Raw genomic sequence first — 23,769 nt, 5'->3', positions numbered from 1 at the left:
CGTGGTCGCGGCGGCATGCGAGGCGCAGCGCGCGCTGCCTACACGGTGTCCCTTGAATCACGACTCGAAGCCCGCTTCGTCTCCTGCTGCGCTGGCCGCGGCGCGCCGTTCGGCGTGCCCCGGGCTCGTGCGTGTGGTCGCGGCGCGCGATGGCGGCCTGTGCCGCATCCGCCTCGCGGGCGGCGTGCTCACGGCCGCGCAGGCGCACGCGATCGCCGAGGCCGCGCTCGCGCACGCGAGCGGCACGCTCGAGCTGACCAACCGCGCGAACGTGCAGGTGCGCGGCGTGCGCGCGGGCAGCGAAGCGGCGCTCACCGAGGCGCTGGTTGCGGCGGGCCTGGGCCCGCAGGCATCGGTGCATGAGCATGGCCATCTCTGCACCGCCGACGAATTGCGCAATCTGATGCTGAGCCCGCTGGCCGGACTCGATCCCGACGCGCTCCTCGACACCACCGCGCTCGCCGCGCCCATCGTCGCGATGCTGCAGCGCGAGCCGCGTTTCGCGGCGCTCTCGCCCAAGTTCGCGCTGCTGCTCGATGGCGGCGAGCGTCTTGCGGCGCTCGATCATCCGCACGATATCTGGCTCGCGGCCACACCGGATGCCGAAGGCGTGCGCTTCGCATTCGGCCTTGCGGGCTGCCCTGGCGACGGCGGTGCGCTCGGCACGGTCGCATCCGCGCACGCGCCTGCGCTCATTCGCGCGCTGCTGCATGCGTTCCTCGACCTCGCGCAGCCGGAACAAATACGCATGCGCGACGTGCTCGCGTCGCACGATGCCGATGCGGTGCTCAAACGTGCCCAGCATCACGCGGATTGTGTTATCGCATGCAACGGTCCCGGCGATGAAGCCGCATTGCGTGCATGGAAACGCAGGCCGGTCGATCTCTCGCTGCGCCTCGGCGCCCATGCACTGAATGCACTCGACACGGGCAACATGGGTGACCTGGGCTACATCGGCTGCCAGCCGCCGCGCGCGCGTCTCGACGCCGCGACGCTGCACGCACTCGCCACACTCGCCGAAACACACGGCGACGCCACGCTGCGCATCACGCCCTGGCAAGGCGCGATCTTGCCGAACGTGGCACAACGCGCCATGCCGGCGGTAATCGAGCGCCTGCGCGCGCTCGGCCTCGTTTGCGACAGCGCCGATCCGCTCGCGCGCACGATCGCCTGCACGGGCTCGGCGGGCTGCGCGAAGAGCCGCGCCGATACCAAGGCCGACGCGCTGCGCCTCGCCGCGCAACTGCCGCCCGATGTGCATGTGCACTTGAGCGGCTGCGAGCGCTCGTGCGCGGCCGCGCATCAGGCCGCGTTCACGCTGCTCGCCACGGCGCCCGGCCACTACGACCTTTACGAGCGCGACACGGGCGCAGCGCCATTCGGCCGCCTGGTCGCGCACCACCTGACGATCGAAGCCGCCGCGCGCACGCTCGCGCAGCGGCCCCGGAGCAACCCCGATGTCTGATTACCAGCGCGACGGCCAGGCGATCTATCGCGAGTCGTTCGCGACGATCCGCGCCGAAGCCGATCTCTCGCACATTCCCGCCGACCTCGAAAAGCTCGCCGTGCGCATCATTCACGCGTGCGGCATGGTCGACGTGGCCGCCGACCTGGCGTTCTCGCCCGGCGCGGGCCACGCGGGCCGCACGGCGCTGGCCAACGGCGCGCCCATTCTCTGCGACGCGAAGATGGTCGCCTTCGGCGTCACGCGCGCGCGCCTGAGCGCGAACAATGCCGTGATCTGCACGCTCGACGACCCCGCCGTGCCCGAGCTTGCGCGCGAGCTCGGCAACACGCGCTCGGCCGCCGCGCTCGAACTGTGGCGCGCGCACCTCGCGGGCAGCGTGGTCGCCATCGGCAACGCGCCCACCGCGCTCTTTCATCTGCTCGACATGATTGCCGCCGGCGCGCCGCGCCCCGCGCTGATCCTCGGCATGCCGGTGGGCTTCGTCGGCGCGGCCGAGTCCAAGGCGCTGCTCGCCACGGCCGCGCACGGCGTGCCGTTCGTGGCCGTGCGCGGGCGGCGCGGCGGCAGCGCCATGGCCGCGGCCGCCGTCAACGCACTTGCTTCGGAGATCGAATAAATGTCCATCAAAGGCCGTCTGCATGGTATCGGTGTGGGCCCCGGCGACCCCGAGCTGCTCACGCTCAAGGCGCTGCGTCTTTTGAAGGCCGCGCCCGTGGTCGCCTACTTCGTCGCCAAGGGCAAGAAAGGCAATGCGTTCGGCATCGTGGAAGACCATCTGGGCGTCGAGCAGGAGCGCCTGCCGCTCGTCTATCCGGTAACGACCGAAGCGCTCGAACCACCGCTCTCGTACGAGGCGATCATCGCCGAGTTCTACGACGGCGCCGCCGGGATCGTCGCCGCGCATCTCGATGCGGGCCGCGACGTGGCCGTGATCTGCGAAGGCGATCCGTTCTTCTACGGCTCGTACATGTACCTGCACGACCGCCTCGCCGCGCGCTACGAAGCCGAAGTGGTGCCGGGCGTCTGCTCGATGCTCGGCGGCGCGGCCGTGCTGGGCGTGCCGCTCGTCTACCGCAACCAGAGCCTCGCGGTGCTCTCGGGCGTGCTGCCCGAGGACGAGCTGCGCCGCCGCCTCGCCGACGCGGACGCCGCCGTCATCATGAAGCTGGGCCGCAACTTCGAGAAGGTGCGCCGCGTGCTCGCCGAGCTCGGCCTCGCGGAACGCGCGCTCTATGTCGAGCGCGCGACCATGGCGAACCAGCGCATCGTGCCGCTCGACGACGTCGATCCGATGGCCTCGCCGTATTTCTCGCTGCTCGTCGTGCCGGGGGAAAAATGGCAAGCCTGATGCCGCCCGCTGTCGTCGTGCTCGGCCCCGGCGCGCTCGCGACCGCGCAGCGCGTGAAGGCGCTTTATGCGGGCGCGCAGATCCACGCGTTGCAGGAGCGCGCGCAAGGCGATGTCGCGTTCAGCGGGCTCAGCGAGCACTTGCGCGAGCTCTACCGGCGCGGCACGCCCATCGTCGCGCTGTGCGCGGCCGGCATCGTGATCCGCTGTCTCGCGCCGCTGCTCACGAGCAAGAGCGTGGAGCCGCCCGTGCTCGCGCTCGCCGAGGACGGCAGCGCGGTCGTGCCGCTGCTCGGCGGCCTCACCGGCGTGAACGTCATGGCGCGCGAGATCGGCGCGGCGCTCGGGATCGCGCCCGCGATCACCACGAGCGGCGAGCTGCGCTTCGGCACCTGCCTGCTCAATCCGCCCGAGGGCTATGCGCTGTCGAGCCTCGCGCAGGGCAAGCGCTTCGTCTCCGATCTGCTCGCGGGCGAGGCCACGCGCATCGACGGCTCCGCGCCCTGGCTCGAAACCGTGAACCTGCCGCGCGATCCGGCGGCGCGCCATGCGATCCGCGTGAGCCCGCACGCGTGGGACGGCAATCCCGAGCATCTCGTGATTCATCCGCGCAGCGTGGTCGCGGCGGCGAGCGTGGCGCCTGCGCTGCTCGCCGAGCATGTGCGCGAGGCCCTGAGCGCGAACGGCATCGCGCAGCAGGCGCTCGCGACGCTCGTCGCGCCGGCCGCGCGCATGGGCGACGCCGCGTTCGAACAGGCGGCGGCCGCGTTGGGCGTGCCGCTGCGCTTCGTGGAAGTCGGCGATGCGGTCGATACCGGCGATGCCGCCGCCCTGCTCGACGCCCTCGCGCTGCCCGCGCCCGAGCAACGCTTCAGCGCCGGACCCGGCATCGCGCTATCCGTCGCGCATGAACCCATCGACGCCCAGACGCTCGGCGTGGCGCGCGGCAAGCTCACAGTGCTGGGCCTGGGCCCGGGCCGCGCCGACCTGCTCACGCCCATGGCGCGCGCCGCGCTCGACGAGGCCACCGACATCGTCGGCTACGCGACCTATGTGGAGATGGCGGGCCCGTTGCGTCCGGGGCAAGTGCGCCACGCCACCGACAACCGCGAGGAACTCCAGCGCGCCCGCCATGCGTTCGAGCTCGCGAGCGCGGGGCGGCGCGTGGCCGTGGTGTCGTCGGGCGACCCCGGCGTGTTCGCGATGGCCGCCGCCGTGCTCGAAGCGCTCGAAGCCTCCGGCGAGCCGCGCTGGCACCGCGTCGAGCTCGCGATCGTGCCCGGCGTCTCGGCGGCGCTCGCCACGGCGGCGCGGGCCGGCGCGCCGCTCGGCCACGACTTCTGCATGCTCTCGCTCTCGGACAACCTCAAGCCGTGGAGCGTGATCGAAAAGCGCCTGCGCCACGCCGCGCTCGCCGATCTCGCGATGGCCTTCTACAACCCGATTTCGCGCGCGCGGCCCTGGCAGCTCGATCGGGCGCTCGCCATCGTGCGCGAAGTGCGCGCGCCCGGCACCCGCGTCGTGCTCGGACGCGACGTGGGCCGCCCGGGGGAAACGCTCAAAACGACCACCCTGGGCGAGCTGCAGTCGGCGGAGGTGGACATGCGCACGATGGTCATCGTCGGGTCGTCGGCCACGCGCGGCTTCGCGCGCGGCGGTCCGGCCGGCCAGGATGGCGAATGGATCTACACGCCGCGCTGGTACGCGCAGGACGGCGCAACGCAGGGCTGAGCGCATGGCGTGAAGCACGGCGGGGCGCGAACCTCGCGCTCCCCGCTCAAGCTTTTGCGCAGCGCGCCGTAAACGCAGTGATCCTGCCCCGTTCTGTCCCGTCCCGCTCACGCACGTAACGCATGTAACGCACGCCGATGAACGACACTCTCGAAGCCCCTGCCGACGCCGCACCCGACACCGCCTTGCTGACGCCCGCGCAGATCCCGCTCGGCCAGCCGCTCGCATGGCCCCTCGTGGATCACGACGGCGCGCTGCTGCTCGAACGCGGCGCCACGCTCGTGGGCGAGATCGAGCGCGACTTTCTGTTCCGGCATTTCGCGCCCCAGCGCGGCGACCATGAAACACCGGCGCCCACACCCGCACTTGCGATCGCGAAGCCGCAGGAGCCCGAAGCCGAGCCCGGCGTGCGCGACCTGCACCTCGTCATCGGCGCGTTGATGGGCCTGCGCCCGCAACAAGGCGCGAGCGGCGCGCCAATGCATCCGTGCAAGCTGATCGGCATTGCGCCGAACGAATCGATCTTCGTGACGCTGCCTTACGTCGATGGCCGCCCGATCGAGGTCACGCCCGGCGAAAACGTGGAAATCGTGGCGATCGCGAGCCAGGCCGTCTATCGCTTCGTCTGCACGCTGCTCGCGATGCACTACGCGCCGTCCAGCTATCTCGTGCTCTCGAAGCCCGCCAACATCCGCATGCTGCGCGAGCGCAACTCGATCCGCGTGCGCGCGCGCTTTCCGGTGCGCTTCGGCATCGGCGACGAAGGCTATCAGGGCGTCGCGCTCGCGCGCGGCATCAGCGCGCTGGGGCTCTCGCTCACGGCGCCCTGGGCGCTCGGCAAGATCGGCGAGCGGCTGCGCATCGCCTTCAGCCTGCGCTCGGGCAATCTCGACACGCTCATCGAAACGAGCGCCGTCATTCGCAACGTCCAGCAGGAAGACGGCACGCAGGCCACGCTCGGCCTCGAACTCGACAGCCTGACGAGCGCCGGGCAGATGGCGATGAAGGTCTACGTGTTCGATCGCCAGGACGACGTGGTCTACTGGACGAGTAACCCGCGCTAAGGGCGGCGCGTTCGCCACGGTTCAGGCGAGCAGCGCCTCGGCGTCGAGACACTCGCCGTGCCACGCCTGCGCGAGCGCGCGGCAACGGCCCACGCGCACGGCGGCGTTTTCGCAATCGATCACGGTGATGCGGTCCGCATGGCGCGGACGCGCGGGCCATTGCGTGGTGCGGCCATCGCTGAAGAGCCAGAGATGACGCTCGCGCGCCGGGTCGCGGCGCGCCGCGCTGTCGAGCAACTGCGCCGCGCGGTGCATGCCGGCTTCGAGCGGCGTGCCGCCACCGCCGCCGATCGGCTCCACCCAGCGCGCGTTCCACCAGCGCGGCACCGCAGGCCCGAAACGCAGCTCGGCGCGCGCGCCGCCGAAGCAGATCAGCGCCACGTCCACGCGCTCGCTGCGCGCGCGGTCGAACAGCGCGATCAGCAGACCCTTCGCCAGCGCGAGCTGCCCATGCGCGAGCATCGAGGCCGAGCAATCGAGCACGAAGCAATGGAACGCGCCCGTGCCGGTCCGGTGCTTCCGGTAGCGCAGATGCTCCGCGCCCAGCGCCGTGCCGCGCTTCGCGGCGAGCGTGGGCGGCCAGGCGATGCGCGCACCCGGCATCGCCTCGCGGACGATGCGCGCGTGCGTGCGCCCCGGACCTTCACGCCGCCGTGCGCCGCTCTGTACCTGAGCGGCGGCCCTTGCCCGGCGGGTCAGCGTTTTTTTGCGGGCAGCGGAATCACGCCTTTCACGTGCCGCGCGGCCACCGGCTCGGGCGGCAGCTCGCCCCAATCCGCATTTACTTCGGACTGCGAGCTTTCCGGCGATGCGCCTGGCGAGGCGTTGTCCGGTTCGCGCGACGCACCATCCTCACCGCTCTCACCCCGCTGGCCGCTTTCGCCACGGCGCGGCGGCTGATCGGGCATGACGCGGCGCCGATGCGCGAGCACCGCCTCGGCGACCTGATCGACGTGCTCGGGCAGCACCTGCGCCGCGCCTTCGAACGCGGCCAGCGCGCGCGCCGCGCGCAGCATCACGAGGTCGGCGCGCATGCCGTCGACGGCGGCTTCCACACACAGCCGCGCCGCGCGCTCGTGCACCGCGTCGCTCCATTCCAGCGCGTCGAGCGCGCCTCGCGCAGCGGCAATGCGCTGCGCCAGCTCGCGCTGCGCGGCCTCGTGCGCCGCGCAGAACGCCAGCGGATCCGCATCGAACGCGAGCCGCGTCTTGACGATGCGCTGGCGCTCGGCCAGGTCGAAGCGGTTATCGAGCTCGACCATCAAGCCGAAGCGGTCCAGCAGTTGCGGACGCAGCTCGCCTTCCTCGGGATTCATCGTGCCAACTAGCACGAAGCGTGCCTCGTGCGTATGCGAGACGCCGTCGCGCTCGACCGTGTTGACGCCGCTCGCCGCGGCATCGAGCAACGCATCGACGAGCGCGTCGGGCAACAGATTCACTTCGTCCACGTACAGCACGCCGTCGTGCGCCCGCGCGAGCAGGCCCGGCGAAAAGCGCACCGCGCTCTCGCGCAGCGCCGCTTCGAGGTCGAGCGTGCCGATCAGCTTCTCCTCGCTCGCGCCGAGCGGCAGCGTAACGAACGCGCCATCGGGCAGCAGCGCGGCGAGCGCGCGCGCCGCCGTCGATTTGGCCGTGCCGCGCGGGCCGCTCACGAGCACGCCGCCGATCGCCGGATCGACGGCCGCGAGCAGCAGCGCGCGCTGGAGCGGCGCCTGGCCGACGAGCGCCGTAAAGGGAAAGGCTGCACGCACGCGCGCTTCGCTCATAGTCAGGATTCCTCCAGATGTTGCCCGGCTTCGAGCAGACGGTGTTCGAGTCGCGCGCGATGCTCGCCGGGCTGTTGCCACAAACCGCGCTGCATCGCTTCGAGCAGCCGCTCGCAGATCGCGTGCAAGGCGTGCGGGTTGTGGCGCTCCATGAACGCGCGCGTGTCGTCGTCGTGCACGTAGGCATCGGCGACCAGCGCGTATTGATGGTCGCCTACCACGCGCGCGGTCGCGTCATAGCCGAACAGGTAGTCGACGGTGGCCGCCATCTCCGCCGCGCCCTTGTAGCCGTGGCGCTTCACGCCTTCGATCCACTTCGGATTCACCACGCGCGAGCGGACCACGCGCGCGATCTCCTCGTGCAGCGGACGAATGCGCGGCGCGGCGGGGTTGCTGTGATCGGCGTGATAGAGGCTCGGCTGTGCCTGCGAAAAGTGCCGCGCCGCCGCGGCCATGCCGCCCTGGAACTGGTAATAGTCGTTCGAGTCGAGCAGGTCGTGCTCGCGGTTGTCCTGGTTCTGCAGCACGACGTCGAGCGTCGCGAGGCGCGCGCGGAACGCATCGCGCGCGTCGTCGCCGGCGCTCTTCTGTGCATAGGCATAGCCGCCCCAGGCCTGGTAGGCGTGCGCGAGATCGGCGTCGGTTTGCCAGTGCCGGTGATCGATCATCGATTGCAGGCCCGCGCCATAGGCGCCGGGGCGCGCGCTGAAGACGCGCCAGCCCGCGCGGCGGCGCGCTTCGTCCGCGTCCATGCCGCCGGCCATCAACGCGTCGCGCTCGCTTTGTATGCGCGCGCGCAGCGGATTCAGGTGCGCGGGCTCGTCGAGCTCGGCCACGGCCTGCACGGCGGCGTCGAACAGATGCATCACGTTGGGGAACGCGTCGCGAAAGAAGCCCGAGACGCGCAAGGTCACGTCGATGCGCGGACGGTCGAGCGCCTCCACCGGCATGATCTCGAAGTCGATCACGCGCTGGCTGCCCGCAGCCCATTTCGGGCGCGCGCCGATCAGCGCGAGCGCCTGGGCAACGTCGTCGCCGCCGGTACGCATCGTGGCCGTGCCCCAGACCGAAAGACCGACCGCGCGCGGATAATCGCCATGCTCCTGCAAATGCCGCTCGATGAGCTGCTGCGCCGACTTCATGCCGAGCGACCACGCCGCCTGGGTGGGCACGGCGCGCGTGTCGACCGAATAGAAGTTGCGCCCCGTGGGCAGCACGTCGGGGCGGCCGCGCGAAGGCGAACCACTGGGGCCGGGCGGCACGAAGCGGCCTTCGAGGCCGCGCCGGAACTGGCGCAATTCCTCGGGCCCGCAGGCGTCGAGGCGCGGCAGCACGTCGTCGCGCAGGCGTGCGATCACGCGCGCCGCGTGCGGCAGCGTTGGCGCCGCTTCGTCGAGCGCGCCCGGCGCGCCGTCGCAAACGCCTGCGAGCCACGATACGGCCAGCGCTTCGAGCCGCTCGCGCGTGTCGCCCGCATGGCGCCACGGCGCCTCGCTCACTGCCACGAGCAGCGCGGGCCGCGGCCCGGTCCACGGCGCGGCCCAGTCGACGCTCGCGGGATCGAGCAGATGATCGATGCCGAGGTCGCGCGCGAGCGCGTCGATCAACCCCGCGTTCGCGCCCTGCCCGTCGCCGCACGAATAACGGCCCAGCGCGAGCAGCGTGTCGCGCCGCTGCGTGCCTTGCGGCGAAATGCCGAAGGTATGCAGGCCGTCGCGAATCTGCGCTTCTTTCAACTCGCAGAGATACGCGTCGGCGCGCGTCAGGAGCTCGTCCTCGCCCTGCTGGTCCCGCGGCGCCGCGATGCTGAGCTCCTCATGCAGGCGATGCTCGATGATCGTCGCGAGTATGGTCTTGCGCAAGAGCTTCGCGCGGCGCGGGTCGACCATGATTGCTTCGTAATACTCATCGACCTGGCGTTCGAGGTCCTGGAGCGGACCGTAGTTCTCCGCGCGCGTGAGCGGCGGCATCAGGTGATCGACGATCACGGCCTGCGCGCGGCGCTTCGCCTGGCTGCCCTCGCCCGGATCGTTGACGATGAACGGGTACAGATGCGGCAGCGGCCCGAGCGCCATGTCGGGCCAGCAGGTGTCGGCGAGCGCCACGCTCTTGCCCGGCAGCCATTCGAGATTGCCGTGCTTGCCGACGTGCGCGATCGCGTCGATGCCGAAGGTCTCGCGCAGCCAGAAGTAGAACGCGAGATACGCGTGCGGCGGCACGAGTTCGGCGTCGTGATAGTTCGCGTAGCTGTCGTCGCCGCGCGAGCGCGAGGGCTGGATGCCGACGAACACCTGGCCGCAGCGCCAGCCCGCGATCATGAAGCGGCCGCGGCGCACCGCGGGGTCCTGCTCGGGCGTGCCCCAGCGCGCGATGAGCGCGTTCTGCGCCTCCACCGGCAAGTGCGCGAAGCGCTTGCGATAGTCGTCGAGCGAGAGGCTCTGCCATGCGGGGCGCAGCGCGCGCGTGCCGGGATCGTTAGTCACGCCCTGCGTGAGCGTACGCATGAGCGCTTCGCCGTCCTCGGGCAGCTCGGCCACTTGATAGCCTTCGTCGCGCAGCATGCGCAGGATGCCCACGACCGAGGCCGGCGTATCGAGCCCCACGCCGTTGCCGATGCGCCCTTCGCTCATCGGATAGTTCGCGAGCACGAGCGCGAGCTTCTTCTGCGCGTTCGGCAATTGGCGCAGCCTGCACCAGCGCCGCGCGAGCTCCGCGACGAACGCCACGCGCTCCGCATCGGGCTGATAGCGCACCACGTCCACCTGGGTTGCCTTGCAGTGGTACGCGAGACCCTTGAAGCTGATCGCGCGCGTAATCACGCGGCCATCGACTTCGGGCAGCGCGATATGCATGGCGATGTCGCGCGAATTGAGGCCGTGATTGTCCTTGAGCCAGTCGTCGCGATTGCCGCCGCTCAGGATCACCTGGAGCACGGGCGCGTCGCCCGCGATCGCGAGTGGCTCGGGGTCGTCGAGCGACGAGGCCGCGAACGCCGTGGTGTTGAGCACGAGCGAAACCGCGTGCTCGGCCGTGAGACGCTCCAGCACGTCGCGGCTCAAGGCGTCCTTGAGCGACGTGATGGCGAGCGGCAGCGGATTCATGCCGCGTTCGGCGAGCGCGTCGATGAGCGCGTCGAAGGCGGCCGTGTTGGCCGCCTGCAGGTGCGCCTTGTAGAACAGGATCGCCACCACGGGCGCGTCCGGCTGCCAGCGCGCGCGCCAGTCGTCGATGGTCGCGATATCGCGCTGCGGGTGATAGAGCGCGGCGGCGGGGAACGCGACGGGCGGCGCGGGCTCGGCGCCCCACTTGAACGCCTGCCACGCGAGCGCGCGCAGAAAGCCTTCGGCATTGGCCGCGCCGCCTTCGCGCAGATAGCGCCATAGCAGGCGGCAGAACTCGGGCGCAGCGCGGCTCTTCGCGATCAGGTTCGGATCTTCCTGGAGGTCGCCCGAGAACATCGCGAGCAATTGCCCGCGCTTTTGCGCGAGCGTGACGACCTGCTCGATGCCGTAAGGCCAGTAGGTCTCGCCGCCCAGATGATCGACCACGACCACGCGCGCGTGCTGCAAGACATCGTCTACATAGAAGTCCACCGAAGCGGGCTGGCGCAGATACGTGACGTTCGCGAGCCGCACGCTCGGGAAGCCTGCGGGCAGGCGCGGCACGACGCTCGCGAGCAAGGCGAGCGTCGTGTCGGCGGAACTGAGCACGACGATCTCGGCGGGCTGCTGGTCGATGCGGACGACGCCCTGCGTATCGTCGACGAAACCGCCCGGCGTGGTGCGCAGCAAATGCATGGCGTTCTCGTGGGCTTCAGTGAATCAGGGGGCACGCATCGCTGCGTGCCCAGGCATGCTTCTTATTTGGCCGGCGCGGTCTGCACCGCGGCGAGCGCGGCGTCGAACGCGCGTTGCAGCACGGCCGCGTCGAGGTCCTCGCCGATCAGCACGAAGCGGCTCGCCATCGTGCCGTCCTGCTGCGCGGCGCTTTCCTGCGCGTTCCAGCGGCGGTCGAAATAGCTGTCGAAGCGGCGGCCCACGCCCTGGATCACGAGGCGCATCGGCGCGCCCGGCAGCGCGGCGAAGCCCTTCACGCGATAGATCGTGTGCGTATCCACGAGCTTTTGCAGCGCCTCGATCGCGGCTTCGCGCGAGCTCGCGCGCCCCTGCACCACGACCGAATCGAACTCGTCGTGATGATGGTCGGGATCGTCGGCGGGACCGTGATGGTCGTGGCGCAGATGGATGCTCTCCTCCGAAGCCGCTTCGAGACCGAGCAGCGTGTGCAGATCGAGCTGGCCATGCTGGGCGCGCACGATCTTCACTTGCGGCGGCAGTTCCTCACGCAGGTCTTCGATGAGCGCGTCTTGCGCCGCGGCGTCGATGAGATCGGTCTTGTTGAGGATGACGAGATCGGCCGACGCAAGCTGATCTTCGAACAATTCGTGCAGCGGCGACTCGTGATCGAGATTCGGATCGGCCTTGCGCTGCGCGTCCACGGCCTGCGGATTCCCGGCGAACTGGCCGCTCGCGGCGGCGGGACCGTCCACCACGGTGACGACCGCATCGACGGTGAACGCGTTGCGGATCGACGGCCAGTTGAAGGCCTGCACGAGCGGCTTGGGCAGCGCGAGGCCCGAGGTCTCGATGAGCACGTGATCGATCTCGCCGCGGCGCTCGAGCAGTTGCTCCATCACCGGAAAGAACTCCTCCTGCACGGTGCAGCACAGGCAGCCGTTGGCCAGCTCGTAGAGCGCGCCGGCCTGTTCGTTGCCGTTCTCGTCGCAGCCGATGCCGCAACCGCGCAGGATCTCGCCGTCGATGCCGAGCTCGCCGAACTCGTTGACGATCACGGCGACGCGCAGGCCGCCCGCGTGCTGGAGGATGTGGCGCAGCAGCGTGGTCTTGCCGCTGCCGAGAAAGCCCGTGACGATGGTGACCGGGATCTTGCGCATGTGCTGCGTTTGCATGAGGTGCTCCTTCGGCGCGGGGCCGCAGGTGGGATGCGCCGCGCGGGGCTCGCGCGCACGTCTTTGGCGGGTTCGCGCCGTCGAGCACGCCGTCCACGCAAAATGCACGGACAGCGCGGGCAGCATGGCCGCGCGAAGGCAAAGCATGGTGCGCCGCGAGGCTTGCACAACGGTGTAACCGGTGTCACGCAAAGACGCGCCGCGGGCCAGGCCCTTGCCGACGCATGGAAATCATGGACCCGGCGCCGCAACCCCGCAGCGCGCGTCCCTCGTATCTGGCCGGTATCCGGACTGACGAAGCGCCGCTTCGCCTTCCCGCGCGGCAGACCTTATGGCCCGTTCGCACAGTGGCGTCACGCATGCATTGCATGCTTCGAAGCGGCTTGCATCGGCCTGGCGGCCGACGCGCTCGTTGTACCGTTGCGGGTGCAGTTCAGGTTGGCCATGCCCTTGGCGGGATGGCTCCCTGATTCCCGTTTAACTGCGTGCAGAACGTACGCGCACGCGAGCACCAGAGTGCGTGCGAGTGTAGGCGCGGGCCGCGCGCGCGTCAACCGACGCGTGCGCCGCGCGAGGCGTGCAGCGGGCTTCACAACGGCCTTTTGCGAGGCCCGCTGCGCGCTCCGGTTTTACCCTTGACGCAACGCGGCCCGCGCGCGAAGGCCGGAATCCGTGTGCTATCGTTGCGCGCATCCGGAGCGCAATCGCATGCACGCGCAGGTCCATCCAGAGTCGACCCGCCGCGCAATGCGCGCGCTTCCCGCATGCCACGCCCTCGAAATCGCACCCTCACGTGAACCGCCCCCTCAGCACCGACGCCTTGCCCGCCGCCCCCGCGTCGGCGCACAATGCTGCGCCGCTCGCGCTGGGCCTCGGCTGCCGCAGCGGCGTGACGCTCGCGCAGGTGGAGGCGGCCGTGCAGGCGGCGCTCGGCGCGTGGCCGCTCGCACGCGTGAAGACCGTGGCCACGCTCGACGCAAAAGCCGCCGAGCCCGCGCTGCTCGCGTTCTGCGCCGCGCATGCGCTGCCGTTGGAGGCCTTCGCGCGCGAACGCGTGAACGCCATCGGCATGCAGTCCGTGTCCAGCGCGCCCAGCGTGGCGGCGCGTGCGCGCTTCGGCGTGGAGGGCGTATGCGAGCCGTGCGCGCGGCTCGCCGCGCGAGGCGGACCGCTCGTGCGCGGCAAGCTCGCGCTCGATGGCGTGACCGTCGCGCTCGCCGCTTTCGCCGAAGCCGCGCAACAAGCACAGACGCAAGCCGGCGCACCGCCTCCCGCATGATGCAGGCGCGCTGCCACGCAGCCGCGATCGAAACCACCTTCTCGGCTCGAACCGCAAGAACTATCGCGACGAAAGCCGCAACGAAAGCCGCAACCCAGGACTGCCCCCGACGATGAAAACTGATCCCGAATCGCACCAACGCATGACCCAGCGCCGCCGCGAAGGCCACGAAAAGAAGCAGGCCTCGGCGACGCACGAGAAGGGCCTCCTCATCGTCAACACCGGCAACGGCAAGGGCAAGAGCACGGCGGCGTTCGGCATGGCCGTGCGCGTGCTGGGCCACGGCATGAAGCTCGGCGTGGTGCAGTTCATCAAGGGCGCGCTGCATACGTCCGAGCGCGATTTTCTCGGCAGCGTCGCGCACTGCGACTTCATCACGATGGGCGACGGCTACACCTGGAACACCCAGAACCGCGACGCCGATATCGCCACGGCGCGCAAGGGCTGGGACGCCGCGAAGCACATGATCGAGAGCGGCGAGTACGGCATGGTGATCCTCGACGAGCTCAACACGGTGCTCAAGTACGAGTACCTGCCGCTCGACGAAGTGCTCGGCGTGCTCACCGCGCGCGGCCCGACGCAGCACGTCGTGGTCACGGGCCGTCACGCGCCCGATGCGCTGATCGAAGCCGCCGACCTCGTCACCGAAATGCGGCTCGTCAAGCATCCGTACCGCGAGCAAGGCGTGAAGGCGCAAAAGGGCGTGGAGTTCTGACGCGATGGCCGCCACGGCAGCAGCACTCGCGTGCCCCGCGCTCTTTATCAGCGCGAGCGCATCGGGCCAGGGCAAGACCACGCTCACGGCGGGCCTCGCGCGCCTGCACCGGCGCATGGGCCGGCGCGTGCGCGTGTTCAAGACCGGCCCCGACTTTCTCGACCCGATGATTCTCGAGCGCGCGAGCGGCGCGCCGGTGCTGTCGCTCGACTTGTGGATGGTGGGCGAAGCGGGCTGCCGCGCCCTGCTCGCGCAGGCGGCGGCGCAAGCGGACCTGATCCTGATCGAAGGCGTGATGGGCCTCTTCGACGGCACGCCGAGCAGCGCCGATCTCGCCGCGAAATTCGGCATTCCGGTGGCCGCCATCGTCAGCGCGAATTCGATGGCGCAGACCTTCGGCGCGATCGCGTTCGGGCTCGCGCGCTATCGCACCGACGTGCCGTTTCATGGCGTGCTCGCCAACCGCGTGGGCTCGCCGCGTCATGCGCAGATGCTCCAGCAAGGGCTGCCCGCCGATATCCGCTGGCTCGGCCACGTCGCGAGCGACGCGGCGTTTGCGCTGCCCGACCGGCATCTCGGCCTGCATCAGGCGAGCGAGATCGACGATCTCGATGCACGCATCGAACGGGCCGCCGACGCGCTCGCGCAGACCGAACTCGCGCAATTGCCGCCAGCCGTCGCGTTTCATGCGAACGATGCCGATGACGTCGCGCCCGTGCCACGGCTGCTCGATGGCATGCACATCGCCATCGCGCGCGATGCCGCGTTCTCGTTCCTCTATCCCGCGAATCTCGCGCTGCTCGAAACGCTGGGCGCGCGCGTGAGCTTTTTCTCGCCGCTCGCCGACGAACCCGCGCCCACGCATACGGACGCAATCTATCTACCCGGCGGCTATCCCGAGCTCCACGCGGCGGCGCTCGCGCGCAACGCGCGCAGCGCGAATTCGTTGCGCGCGCACACAATGGCGGGGAAGCCGCTCCTAGCCGAATGCGGCGGCATGCTCTATCTGCTCGACGCGCTTACCGGCGTCGACGGCACGCGCACGCCGATGCTCGGCCTCGTGCCCGGCGAAGCGGTCATGCAAAAGCGCTTCGCGGCGCTCGGCATGCAGCGGCTCGACGGCGCACACGGCACGCTCACCGGCCACACGTTCCACTACTCGCGCGTGAGCACGCCGCTCGCGACCGCGCTGCGCGCACGCCATGCGCAAACGGACGCGGACGGCGAGCCGCTCTACCGGCACGGCTCCATCGTCGCGACCTATATGCACGCCTATTGGCCCTCCAACCCGGCCTTCACGGCCGCACTCTTCCATGGCACAGCCCTTTGACGAAGCCGAACGCGCGGCGGTCTACCGCGCGATCTACGAACGGCGCGACATGCGCCACTTCGTGCCCGGCCCCATCGATCAGGCGGTGCTCGCGCGTCTGCTCGACGCCGCCCATCACGCGCCGAGCGTGGGCTATATGCAGCCGTGGCGCATCGTGCGCATTACCGACGCGGCGTTGCGCGAGCAGTTGCACGAGGCCGTCGAGCGCGAACGGCTCGCCACGGCCGACGCGCTCGGCAAGCGCCGCGACGAGTTCATGAAGCTCAAGGTGGAAGGCATGCGCGAATGCGGCGAACTGCTCGTCGCCGCACTGATGGACCACCGCGAGACGCACGTCTTCGGCCGCCGCACGCTGCCCGAAATGGACCTTGCCTCGGTGGCCTGCGCGATCCAGAACATGTGGCTCGCCGCGCGCGCCGAAGGGCTCGGCATGGGCTGGGTGTCGATCTTCGACGTGGACGAAGTGCGCGCGCTGCTGCGCATGCCGGCCGGCGCGAAGCCGGTGGCGATCCTCTGCCTCGGCCATGTCGACGCGTTCTATCCGAAGCCAATGCTCGAGATCGAGCATTGGGCCGAGCGCCGGGCGCTCGGCGAGTGCGTCTCCGAAAACCGTTGGCCGGACGAGCCGGCGCAAGACGCGCCGCGAGGCGAAAACGCCGGCACGGCTGCGCCTTAGCCTGGCATGCCTAAACAAATTCGCTGAGGCACGAACCGGCACGAACCGGCGCGGTTTGACCGCACCGGACGCGGCATCGCTGCCGCTCAAGCGCCGAAAGTCACGGCCTCGATGTTATTGCCGTCCGGGTCGATGAGAAAGGCGCCGTAGTAATCGGGGCTGTAGTCGAGCCGCAGTCCCGGCGCCCCGTTGTCCACGCCTCCCGCCTCGACGCCGGCGGCATGGAAGCGGTCGACTTCGGCGCGGCTCGCCGCCGCGAACGCCACGTGCACGCCGCGCGGTTTATCGGTCCCGCTGGCCGTCACGGTGTGGAGCCAGAACTTCGGTGTGCCAGGCTTGCCGATGCCGACATCGTCGCCGTAGCGCACGCAAACGCCATAACCGAGCGGCGCCAGCGCCGCCTCGTAGAACCGCAAGCTGCGTGCGAGATCCTGCACGCGCAAACCCACGTGGTCGTACATGTCCGTCTCCCGTTCCATGCGGAACTCATCGCCTGCGGGCAACCGTTGCCGCGAGGACCAGGAAATCAGTTTAGTACGCGACGCCGGCGCACGGCCTGGGGAAAATTGCGCATGCCTGCGCGTGCGGACCCGCGCCCGAGCGCGCGGGCGACGGCGTCATTGCGCGAGCGGCGTCACGGAGATCACGGCGGGCATGGCGGGCGCACCGGCCTGGCCGCCGGTTTGATCGACGCCCGGCGCCGCCTCTTTGAGCTTCACGCGCCATTGCGGCGCCCCCGCATACGGCAGCCGCGCGAGCGCGCCGGCGACCAGGTACGGGAGGGCCTGCTGCGCGTCGGCGTTGCGGTCGCGTTTCTCCACGCTGACCTTGTAGGCCTCGTGGCCGTCCGGCAGCGCAAAAAAGCGCAACGTGAGCGTATGCACATAGCGCTTGCCGAACCACGGCAGCGACGGCCCTTCGGTGGGCACGCAGCCGCCGGTGCACTGGCCGGTCGCGACCGTGACGTCGGCCAGGCGCGAAGCCCATGCCGCGGAAACGAGGTAGCGCACCGCGGAGGACTCGCTTTCCTCAAAGCCGCGCTGCGCGAGGCCCGCGCGCAGCAGCCGCTCGTAAGGCAGCGGCTCGCCGGCGTCGGCCTGCGCGGGCGTGCGCGCGAGCCGGTAAGTCTGGGGTGCTGCGTCCGTCGCGCTCAGGTCGCCGTTTGCGCGCACGTCGGCGGTCGCGCCCGCGCAGCCGGCGAGCACGCCGAGCGTCGACAAGGTGCAGATCGTCATCAGGGCTTTCACGAAAACTCCATCGGAATCGTTGCCAGGCCGCCTTGGGCGCCATTGGACGGGATCAGGCGGCGGCCGATGGCCGATACGCGCGAAGCGGCGGCGCGCGCGTCCGGCGCTAACGGCGCGCTCAGGCCCCGGCGTCGAGCGCCGGCAGCGACATCGTCACCGTCGTGCCCTGGTCCGGCGCGCTCTCCACGTGGACTTCGCCGCCGTGACGCGTCACGACCGTCTTCACGAACGCCATGCCGAGCCCCGCGCCGCTCACTTCGGGCCGCTGGCCCGCATGAAAGCGGCGGAACGGCTGGAACAGCTTCGCCTGATCTTCGAGCGGAATACCGTAGCCTTCGTCGCGAATCGCGCAGATCACGCGCGGCGTCCGGCCATCCGCGACTGCGATACTACAGACAATTCTGGTTTCCGGTGGGCTGTATTTCACTGCGTTGTTCAGAATATTGACGAGCGCGCGCGTCATCAGCGAGCGGTCGGCGTTGATCCAGCCCATCTGCTCGCCCTCGAAGGCGGTCTCGATCTGGATGTGCTTGGCGCTCGCCTGCGGCCAGACTTCGTCGCTGGCGTCGATCGCAAGCTCGGTGAGACTCGTCGGCTCCAGCGCGTACACCTGCGATTCCGCGCGCGCGAGCTGCACGAAGTCGTCGGCGAGCGTGAGCGAGCGGCGCGCGTAGCGCTCGATGCGGTCCATCACCTCGCGCACCGGGGCGGCCGCGAGCGTGCCGCGCTCGCGCTCGGTCTCGACGAGCGCCACGATCGACGCCTGCGGCGAGCGCATGTCGTGCGAGAGCAGGCGCAGCGCGTGCTCGCGCTGGCGCTCGGCGTCGTGCAGCGCGGTCACGTCGACGAGACCCGCGATCCAGCCCACCGCCTGCCCCTGCGCGTTGGTGCAGCTCGCGTAGCGCAGCAGGTAGTCGCTGCCGTCGCGCGCGCGCACTTCCACGCCGCGCTCCATGAGCTGCGCGAACTCGCCGCGCGCGGGATCGAGCGGCGCGGGCCAATGCGCGTGGGCGAACGCCAGCGTGTCGGGGTTCGGGTCGATCGGCTTCACGAGCGCGAGATCGCCGAATACTTCCTGCATCGCGCGGCCCTCGGCGGCGCTTTCGTTCAGGTGTGCAAAATAGGTGCGCGCCGCATGGTTGGCGATCAGCACCACGCCGCGCAGGTCGGCCACCACGAGCGGCTCCGGCACGGAGTCGAGGCTGTCCCACACGAAGCGCCGCATGTCCTGGAGGCGCTGCGCGGCCTGCGCCATCAGCGCCATCTGCTGGGCCAGCACGTCGCCGCCGAACTCGCGCGGCGGCGTGGGCGCCTCGGGCAAGAGGTAGGGCTCGTCGGCGAGCTGGCGCAGCTCCTTGCGCAAGTACGCCATCGTCATTTCGAGGCGCCGCCAGCTCCAGAGCGGATAGACGATCCCGAGCGCGACGATCGCCGGCACCGGCGCGAGCCAGATCCGCGCGTAATAGAGCAGCGCGGCGCTGCCGGCCAGCGAGAGCAGCGCGAGCAGCGGCAGCAGGAGCAGCGTGCGCAGCGGCGAGAGCACGAGAAAGCCGGCCAGCAGCAACGCGAGCGGCACCAGCGAGGCGAGCACCACAGTCAGTTGCGAGGCCGGCTCGATGGCCGTGCCCGACAGCAGCGTATCGAGCACGAGCGCGTGGATATAGACGCCGGGCATCGGCCCGAGCGTGCCCGAGAGCGGCGTGGCGAAGCGGTCGAACAATCCCGAGGCCGTCACGCCCACGAGCGCCACGCGCCCGCGCAGCAGATCGGGCGGCACGCGCCCTTCGAGCACTTGCGCGAACGACACCGTCCGCCAGGTCTGCGAGGTTTGCTCATGGGCGCCGAACGGCAGCAGGAAACGCGACTCGCTATCGGGGCCGCCCGCGTGCATGAGCTTCGCGTCGGCGGCCGCAGCCGCGGCACTGCTCGCGACGGCGGGACCGGCAAGCGCGATCTGGCCGCTGCGCACCGCGCGCCAGAGCGGCACCATCAGTTGGGGCCAGCGCTGCTGCGCGTCGCCTTCGAACATCGCGACGCTGCGCACGATGCCGTCGCTATCGACTTCGAGATTGATGTGGCCGAGACCCGCGGCGGCCTGCGCCAGCGGCGCGACCGGCTTTTCGACTTCGCGTCGGCCGTGGTCGGCCTCGTCGGCGGGCGACAGCAGCACCGGCAGATACGAGGGGCACTCGCGCAAGGCCGCGCCGAAGCGCGCGTCGTCGGGCGAGGGTTCGGTGAAGAGCACGTCGTAGACCACGGCGGCCGCGCCCGCCTTCGCGAGGCGATCGACGAGCTGCGCGTGCAGGCTGCGCGGCCAGGGCCAGCGCCCGAGCGCGGCCACGCTCGCATTGTCGATTTCGACGATCACGATGTCGGGCGAGACTGGCCGCTCGCGCGCGGCGAGAAAGCGGTCGTAGACCAGATGATCGGCGCTGAGCGTCCACTGCCATACCACGCTCAGCAGGACGACGGCGATGCCCGCGCACGCAACGCCGCCCCACTCGATCAGAAAGCGCCGCCCGACCGGACGGCCAAGGCGGGAGCGGGGGTGCGCGCTCACGCTCATGCGCCCCAGCCTCACCAGTCGAGCCGGAACGACTGGACCGGGCTGGCCTTCTGGAAGTAGCGGCCCCCTTCGAACTGCTCGGCAATCACCGTCCAGTAGTAGACGCCCTTGGGCAGATCGCTGACGACGGCCTCGCCGCCCGTGATGTCGGTGCGGTCCACGAGCGGCGCGCGCAGGTCGGACGACGCGGCGAGCACGAAGCGAAAGCGCGTCTTGCCGGCGCTGCGCTCGTCGACGAACCAGCGGAACGCGTAGTCGCGCGTGCCGTCGACGCGTCCGGCCGAGGCGCCCAGCGCGACGCGCCGGCGCTGGAACGCATAGGTCGACGGCATGCCTTCGAGGCCGTTCTCGTCGATGGCCGAAAAGCGCGCGAAATAAGTGCCGTCGTCGAGCGCGCCGAGGGCGACGTGCGGGCCGTCCGAACGCGTGTCGCGGATCAGGTCCAACAGCCCCGCGTCGCGGCCGATCTGCACGTGGTAGCGATGCGCGCCGGCCACGGGCGCGAGGTCGAACGCGACTTCGTCGTCGTCCTGGACCTTCGCGGGATGGCGCAGGTCGGGGGCGTCGAGCAGCGCGACCGGGCCGCCCACGGCGCCGCCCGCGAGCGTGAGGCTGCCGTGGCGCGCCGCGACGAGCTGCGTGGAGGCCGCGAGCGGCAGGCCCGGCGCGGGCGCCACCGACGCGGCCGTGCCGTGCGGCGCCGCGTCCACGCCCACCGCGCCTTCGAGCACTTCGACGGCCGTCGAGCCCTTGTCGCCGTCGTAGTTCACGCGAAAGCTCGTGCCGCGCACGCCCGCCACCACCGAAGGCGAGCGGATCTGGAAGCGGTCGTCCTTGCGGGTGGCGTGCGTGACTTCGGTGTTCACCTGGCCGTGGCGCAGATCGATCACGCGGTCGGTCGCGCCGGTGAGCGCGGTCTGACGCAGCGTGGCGAGATCGAGCGACGCGCCCGGCGGGATGACGAGATGCGAGCCATCGGCGAGCTCGAGCGTGGCGAAGCCGTTCTGGCCGGTCTGCACGCGGTCGCCTTCGACGAGCGTGCCGCCGACGACGAGCGGCAGCAGCGGACCGCCGCCGAACGCATGGCTCGCCGGCCCCGAGGTGGCGATCACGCGTGCGCTCAGGCCATCCTGGCGCAGCAGCGCGACCGGCACGCGCAACGAGGTGCCCGGCTGCAGGCGGCGCGGCGCGCTCACGTGGTTCAGGCGCGCGAGCTTGCTCCAGTCGGCGGGATTGCGCAGATAGCGCGTCGCGATGTCGTAGAGCGAGTCGCCCGCACGCGTGACGTACACCGTCATTTCGGCCGGCTGGGCCGGCACCGGCGGATGCGGCTTGCGGGCCTCGGCCCGGCCCACGGCAGGCAGCAGCCCCAAGGCGAGCGCCACGGCCAGCGTCGCGCGCCCGGGCGCGGCCGGGCACGCCGGATAGGCACCCCTCACGCCGCGTCCCCCTCGATGCGTTCGAGGCGGTAGCCGTAGCCGTAGATCGGCGTGAGGCGATAGCCGTTTTCCGGCCGCAGGCCGAGCTTCGAGCGCAGCATGGAGACGTGCGTGTCCATGGTGCGCGACGGGATGTCGTCGGACTGCTTCCAGATCACATCGAGGATGTGCGCGCGCGAGAGCGGCCGGCTCAGATGCTGGAACAGCAGCAGCGCGAGCTCGAATTCCTTTTGCGTGAGCGCCACCGGCTTGCCGCCGACCGAGGCCTGACGCGCCTTCAGATCGAATTCGTATTCGCCGAAGACTTCCTTCTGCGTGGGCGGTTGGAGCTGATAGGCGCGGCGTAGCAGCGAGCCCACGCGCGCGAGCAGGACCGGCGCGGAGACCGGCTTGACCACGTAGTCGTCGGCGCCGCTGTTGAGCATCAGCGCGATGTCGACCTCGCGGCTGCGGCTCGTCATGAACAGCACGGGCAAGCGCGTGGAGAGGCTTTGGCGGACCCAGTGCAGAACCTCGTCGCCGGCCATGTCGGGGACGTTCCAGTCGAGCACGAGCAAGTCGAACGTCTGCCGCCGGAGCTGCTTGACGAGCTCGCCTCCCTTGGCGAACGCGTGGCAGACGTGGCCAGCCGCCATCAGCGTCTGGCAGACGAAATCGGTCTGCGCCGGATCGTCATCGAGTACTGCAATTCTCATAATGTCCTGCACCCAGTGTCGTTATTGATCTTCCCGGGATGGGCCGGCCCTGCGACGCCGGGCGTCCCTCCCCAATCCCTTGTCGCGTGAATCCTGTTGCGTAACGAGAGCGCCACTCTCGCCGCGTCTTGAAATGAATGGGAGCCGCGCGGCCCTGTGCCTGAAGAGATCGGGAACCAGTTTTCGCACATGGTAGTCGAAAACGCCCCCGACCGAACGCGGCGCGACCTCGGCCGCCTCTCTCGCGCATCAGCCGCGGCGGCGGGCCTGCATACCCGCCGAATGCAAATCCTCCATGGGGCCGTCCGCGTGTAGCGCATCGCGAGCTGCTGCCGCCGGTTTGGCTTCCTGACGAGCTTCCTGATGAATCCCATGCCCCTCTTGCGAGGCCGGCCCCGCTACCGGCGCACCGGCAAGCAAAGCGGCCAGTTGCACGCGCACATGCTCCCACGCGGCATGCGCGTAATCGGGCCGCGCCGCGGCGCGTGCCTGAGCGAGCACGAAGATGCGCAGGACGGTGGGCGAGCACTGCGTCAATTTATCCGAGCTGCCAAAGCGCGAACGGCGCAAAGCCTCGGTCAGCCATGGCAGTTCGGCCTCGCACGAATCCGCATAGGCTTCCATGGCCGCGCGCGCGTGCCGGTCGCGGGCGAGATCGAGTTCGATGCGATCGAGATCGCGGCTGCGGCCCGAACCGTTCACCCGTGAGCCAGGCGGAAACCGCATGCTGCCGGAACGAAAAAACATGAAATCCCTCGTTGAGTAGCAGACTAGCTCCAGGCCCGCTGGCCCGGCACTGCGCGCGCCCGGCGGCGCGGCCTTGCGCGCGGCGCGAACGGCGCACGCGCAATGCGTGGCCTCGTATATGAAAAACGAGTGGCGACAGCCGCGGGCTGCGCACCGCGTGGTCTCCGGCGCGTCCTTTCCCCCCGGACCCGGACCGCCGGCGCAGGCGCCGCCGTACCGGCGCGTCACGCGCAGGCGGGCATCACCGCCCGACACCCACCCGCAGACTGCAGCCGATCACATCATGGCGCTTCCCGCTGCCATCGCCACTGCTGGTACTTCCAGGCGCTGTTTACCAGCGTTATCTGGCGAACTCGAGTCCGCTCTGATTTCCTCACTGCCGGCGCGCCGCCGTGTCCCGACTGCGCCGGCCCCCGTAGCCGAATTTCTCTGGCTGTGGCGCGCGTGCTGCGCGCCAATTTCGATGCGGTCCGTACCTCAATACGCCGCGACGACCTATTGTCGCTGCAAGCTCGCAAAACTTCTGTCAGGGATTGTTAAATCCGTCAGATCGGGGCTCGTTGGGAGGTGTGGGACACGGACTGGCCTGCAAGGAGCGGGCTGGCTGTGGGGAGATGGCCGTATCAGCGACGCGCCGACGCGCAATCCGGAATGAGCGCATCAATGCGAAGCAATCCTTATTAATTGCTGGAGGACTGCGCCTTAAGCGTTCGCCTCACGAAGCCATATG

The 23,769-nt window shown here is 70.2% G+C and carries 19 protein-coding genes and 1 riboswitch; of the genes, 9 read left to right on the top strand and 10 right to left on the bottom strand.

Annotated elements, in window-relative coordinates; genetic code table 11:
* Window positions 1–52: 52 nt before the first annotated feature.
* The 5 genes from cobG to U5775_RS27875 all read left to right on the top strand — a co-directional run bounded on the left by cobG (window position 53) and on the right by U5775_RS27875 (window position 5,610).
* Window positions 53–1,465, top strand: coding sequence for a precorrin-3B synthase (cobG, locus tag U5775_RS27895; RefSeq protein ID WP_322061335.1), 1,413 nt, complete (start codon window positions 53–55; stop codon window positions 1,463–1,465).
* Window positions 1,458–2,084 carry a precorrin-8X methylmutase gene (locus U5775_RS27890; protein WP_322061334.1) on the top strand — a complete coding sequence of 209 codons (627 nt, stop codon included), beginning with the start codon at window positions 1,458–1,460 and terminating at the stop codon, window positions 2,082–2,084. Before cobG ends, U5775_RS27890 begins: the two co-directional genes overlap by 8 nt.
* Complete coding sequence (locus U5775_RS27885) at window positions 2,085–2,816, top strand: precorrin-2 C(20)-methyltransferase (RefSeq protein ID WP_322061333.1); 732 nt, start codon at window positions 2,085–2,087, stop codon at window positions 2,814–2,816.
* A complete protein-coding gene (gene cobJ / locus U5775_RS27880) occupies window positions 2,804–4,546 on the top strand; it encodes a precorrin-3B C(17)-methyltransferase (protein ID WP_322061332.1) in 1,743 nt (580 codons plus the stop codon). Before U5775_RS27885 ends, cobJ begins: the two co-directional genes overlap by 13 nt.
* A gap of 137 nt (window positions 4,547–4,683) precedes the next feature.
* The gene (locus U5775_RS27875; protein ID WP_322061331.1) at window positions 4,684–5,610 is read left to right on the top strand and encodes a flagellar brake protein; all 927 of its coding nucleotides are present in this window, start codon (window positions 4,684–4,686) and stop codon (window positions 5,608–5,610) included.
* Between the two features lie 21 nt (window positions 5,611–5,631).
* Here U5775_RS27875 and U5775_RS27870 read toward each other — a convergent pair whose 3' ends face one another.
* The 4 genes from U5775_RS27870 to cobW form a co-directional block, all read right to left on the bottom strand.
* Entirely contained in the window at window positions 5,632–6,213 is a 582-nt protein-coding gene (locus U5775_RS27870; protein ID WP_322061330.1) for a vWA domain-containing protein, read from the bottom strand.
* Between the two features lie 92 nt (window positions 6,214–6,305).
* The gene (locus U5775_RS27865; RefSeq protein ID WP_322061329.1) at window positions 6,306–7,376 is read right to left on the bottom strand and encodes an ATP-binding protein; all 1,071 of its coding nucleotides are present in this window, start codon (window positions 7,374–7,376) and stop codon (window positions 6,306–6,308) included.
* Window positions 7,377–7,378: 2 nt separating this feature from the next.
* Entirely contained in the window at window positions 7,379–11,173 is a 3,795-nt protein-coding gene (cobN, locus tag U5775_RS27860) for a cobaltochelatase subunit CobN (protein WP_322061328.1), read from the bottom strand.
* 62 nt (window positions 11,174–11,235) lie between these two features.
* Entirely contained in the window at window positions 11,236–12,345 is a 1,110-nt protein-coding gene (cobW, locus tag U5775_RS27855; protein WP_322061327.1) for a cobalamin biosynthesis protein CobW, read from the bottom strand.
* A 259-nt stretch (window positions 12,346–12,604) separates the two neighbouring features.
* A riboswitch (cobalamin riboswitch) is annotated at window positions 12,605–12,876 on the bottom strand.
* A 262-nt stretch (window positions 12,877–13,138) separates the two neighbouring features.
* Between cobW and U5775_RS27850 the strand changes: the two genes are divergently transcribed.
* The 4 genes from U5775_RS27850 to bluB all read left to right on the top strand — a co-directional run bounded on the left by U5775_RS27850 (window position 13,139) and on the right by bluB (window position 16,345).
* The gene (locus U5775_RS27850; RefSeq protein ID WP_415913670.1) at window positions 13,139–13,624 is read left to right on the top strand and encodes a cobalamin biosynthesis protein; all 486 of its coding nucleotides are present in this window, start codon (window positions 13,139–13,141) and stop codon (window positions 13,622–13,624) included.
* Window positions 13,625–13,736: 112 nt separating this feature from the next.
* Window positions 13,737–14,339, top strand: a complete 603-nt coding sequence (cobO, locus tag U5775_RS27845) for a cob(I)yrinic acid a,c-diamide adenosyltransferase (protein WP_322061326.1) — start codon at window positions 13,737–13,739, stop codon at window positions 14,337–14,339.
* Between the two features lie 4 nt (window positions 14,340–14,343).
* The gene (locus tag U5775_RS27840) at window positions 14,344–15,669 is read left to right on the top strand and encodes a cobyrinate a,c-diamide synthase (protein ID WP_322061325.1); all 1,326 of its coding nucleotides are present in this window, start codon (window positions 14,344–14,346) and stop codon (window positions 15,667–15,669) included.
* Entirely contained in the window at window positions 15,653–16,345 is a 693-nt protein-coding gene (gene bluB, locus U5775_RS27835) for a 5,6-dimethylbenzimidazole synthase (RefSeq protein ID WP_322061324.1), read from the top strand. Before U5775_RS27840 ends, bluB begins: the two co-directional genes overlap by 17 nt.
* Window positions 16,346–16,431: 86 nt before the next feature.
* Here the strand turns inward: bluB and U5775_RS27830 are convergent, their stop codons facing one another.
* The 6 genes from U5775_RS27830 to U5775_RS27805 form a co-directional block, all read right to left on the bottom strand.
* On the bottom strand, window positions 16,432–16,806 hold the full coding sequence (locus U5775_RS27830) for a VOC family protein (protein WP_322061385.1): 375 nt from the start codon (window positions 16,804–16,806) through the stop codon (window positions 16,432–16,434).
* Window positions 16,807–16,962: 156 nt separating this feature from the next.
* On the bottom strand, window positions 16,963–17,592 hold the full coding sequence (locus U5775_RS27825; protein WP_322061323.1) for a DUF4136 domain-containing protein: 630 nt from the start codon (window positions 17,590–17,592) through the stop codon (window positions 16,963–16,965).
* A gap of 118 nt (window positions 17,593–17,710) precedes the next feature.
* Complete coding sequence (locus tag U5775_RS27820) at window positions 17,711–20,158, bottom strand: CHASE2 domain-containing protein (RefSeq protein ID WP_322061322.1); 2,448 nt, start codon at window positions 20,156–20,158, stop codon at window positions 17,711–17,713.
* A gap of 11 nt (window positions 20,159–20,169) precedes the next feature.
* The gene (locus U5775_RS27815) at window positions 20,170–21,597 is read right to left on the bottom strand and encodes a FecR domain-containing protein (RefSeq protein ID WP_322061321.1); all 1,428 of its coding nucleotides are present in this window, start codon (window positions 21,595–21,597) and stop codon (window positions 20,170–20,172) included.
* Window positions 21,594–22,292 (bottom strand): response regulator transcription factor, encoded by a 699-nt coding sequence (locus U5775_RS27810; RefSeq protein ID WP_322061320.1) that lies wholly within the window; start codon window positions 22,290–22,292, stop codon window positions 21,594–21,596. The genes U5775_RS27815 and U5775_RS27810 overlap by 4 nt, the downstream gene beginning before the upstream one ends.
* Window positions 22,293–22,541: 249 nt before the next feature.
* Window positions 22,542–22,916, bottom strand: a complete 375-nt coding sequence (locus U5775_RS27805) for a hypothetical protein (protein WP_322061319.1) — start codon at window positions 22,914–22,916, stop codon at window positions 22,542–22,544.
* Window positions 22,917–23,769 lie beyond the last annotated feature (853 nt).

Origin of the sequence: Paraburkholderia sp. J63, from assembly GCF_905220245.1 — a bacterium.
Lineage (GTDB): Bacteria > Pseudomonadota > Gammaproteobacteria > Burkholderiales > Burkholderiaceae > Paraburkholderia.
Note: the sequence above shows the minus strand (reverse complement) of the source record. Positions and strands in the feature narration are given on the sequence as shown.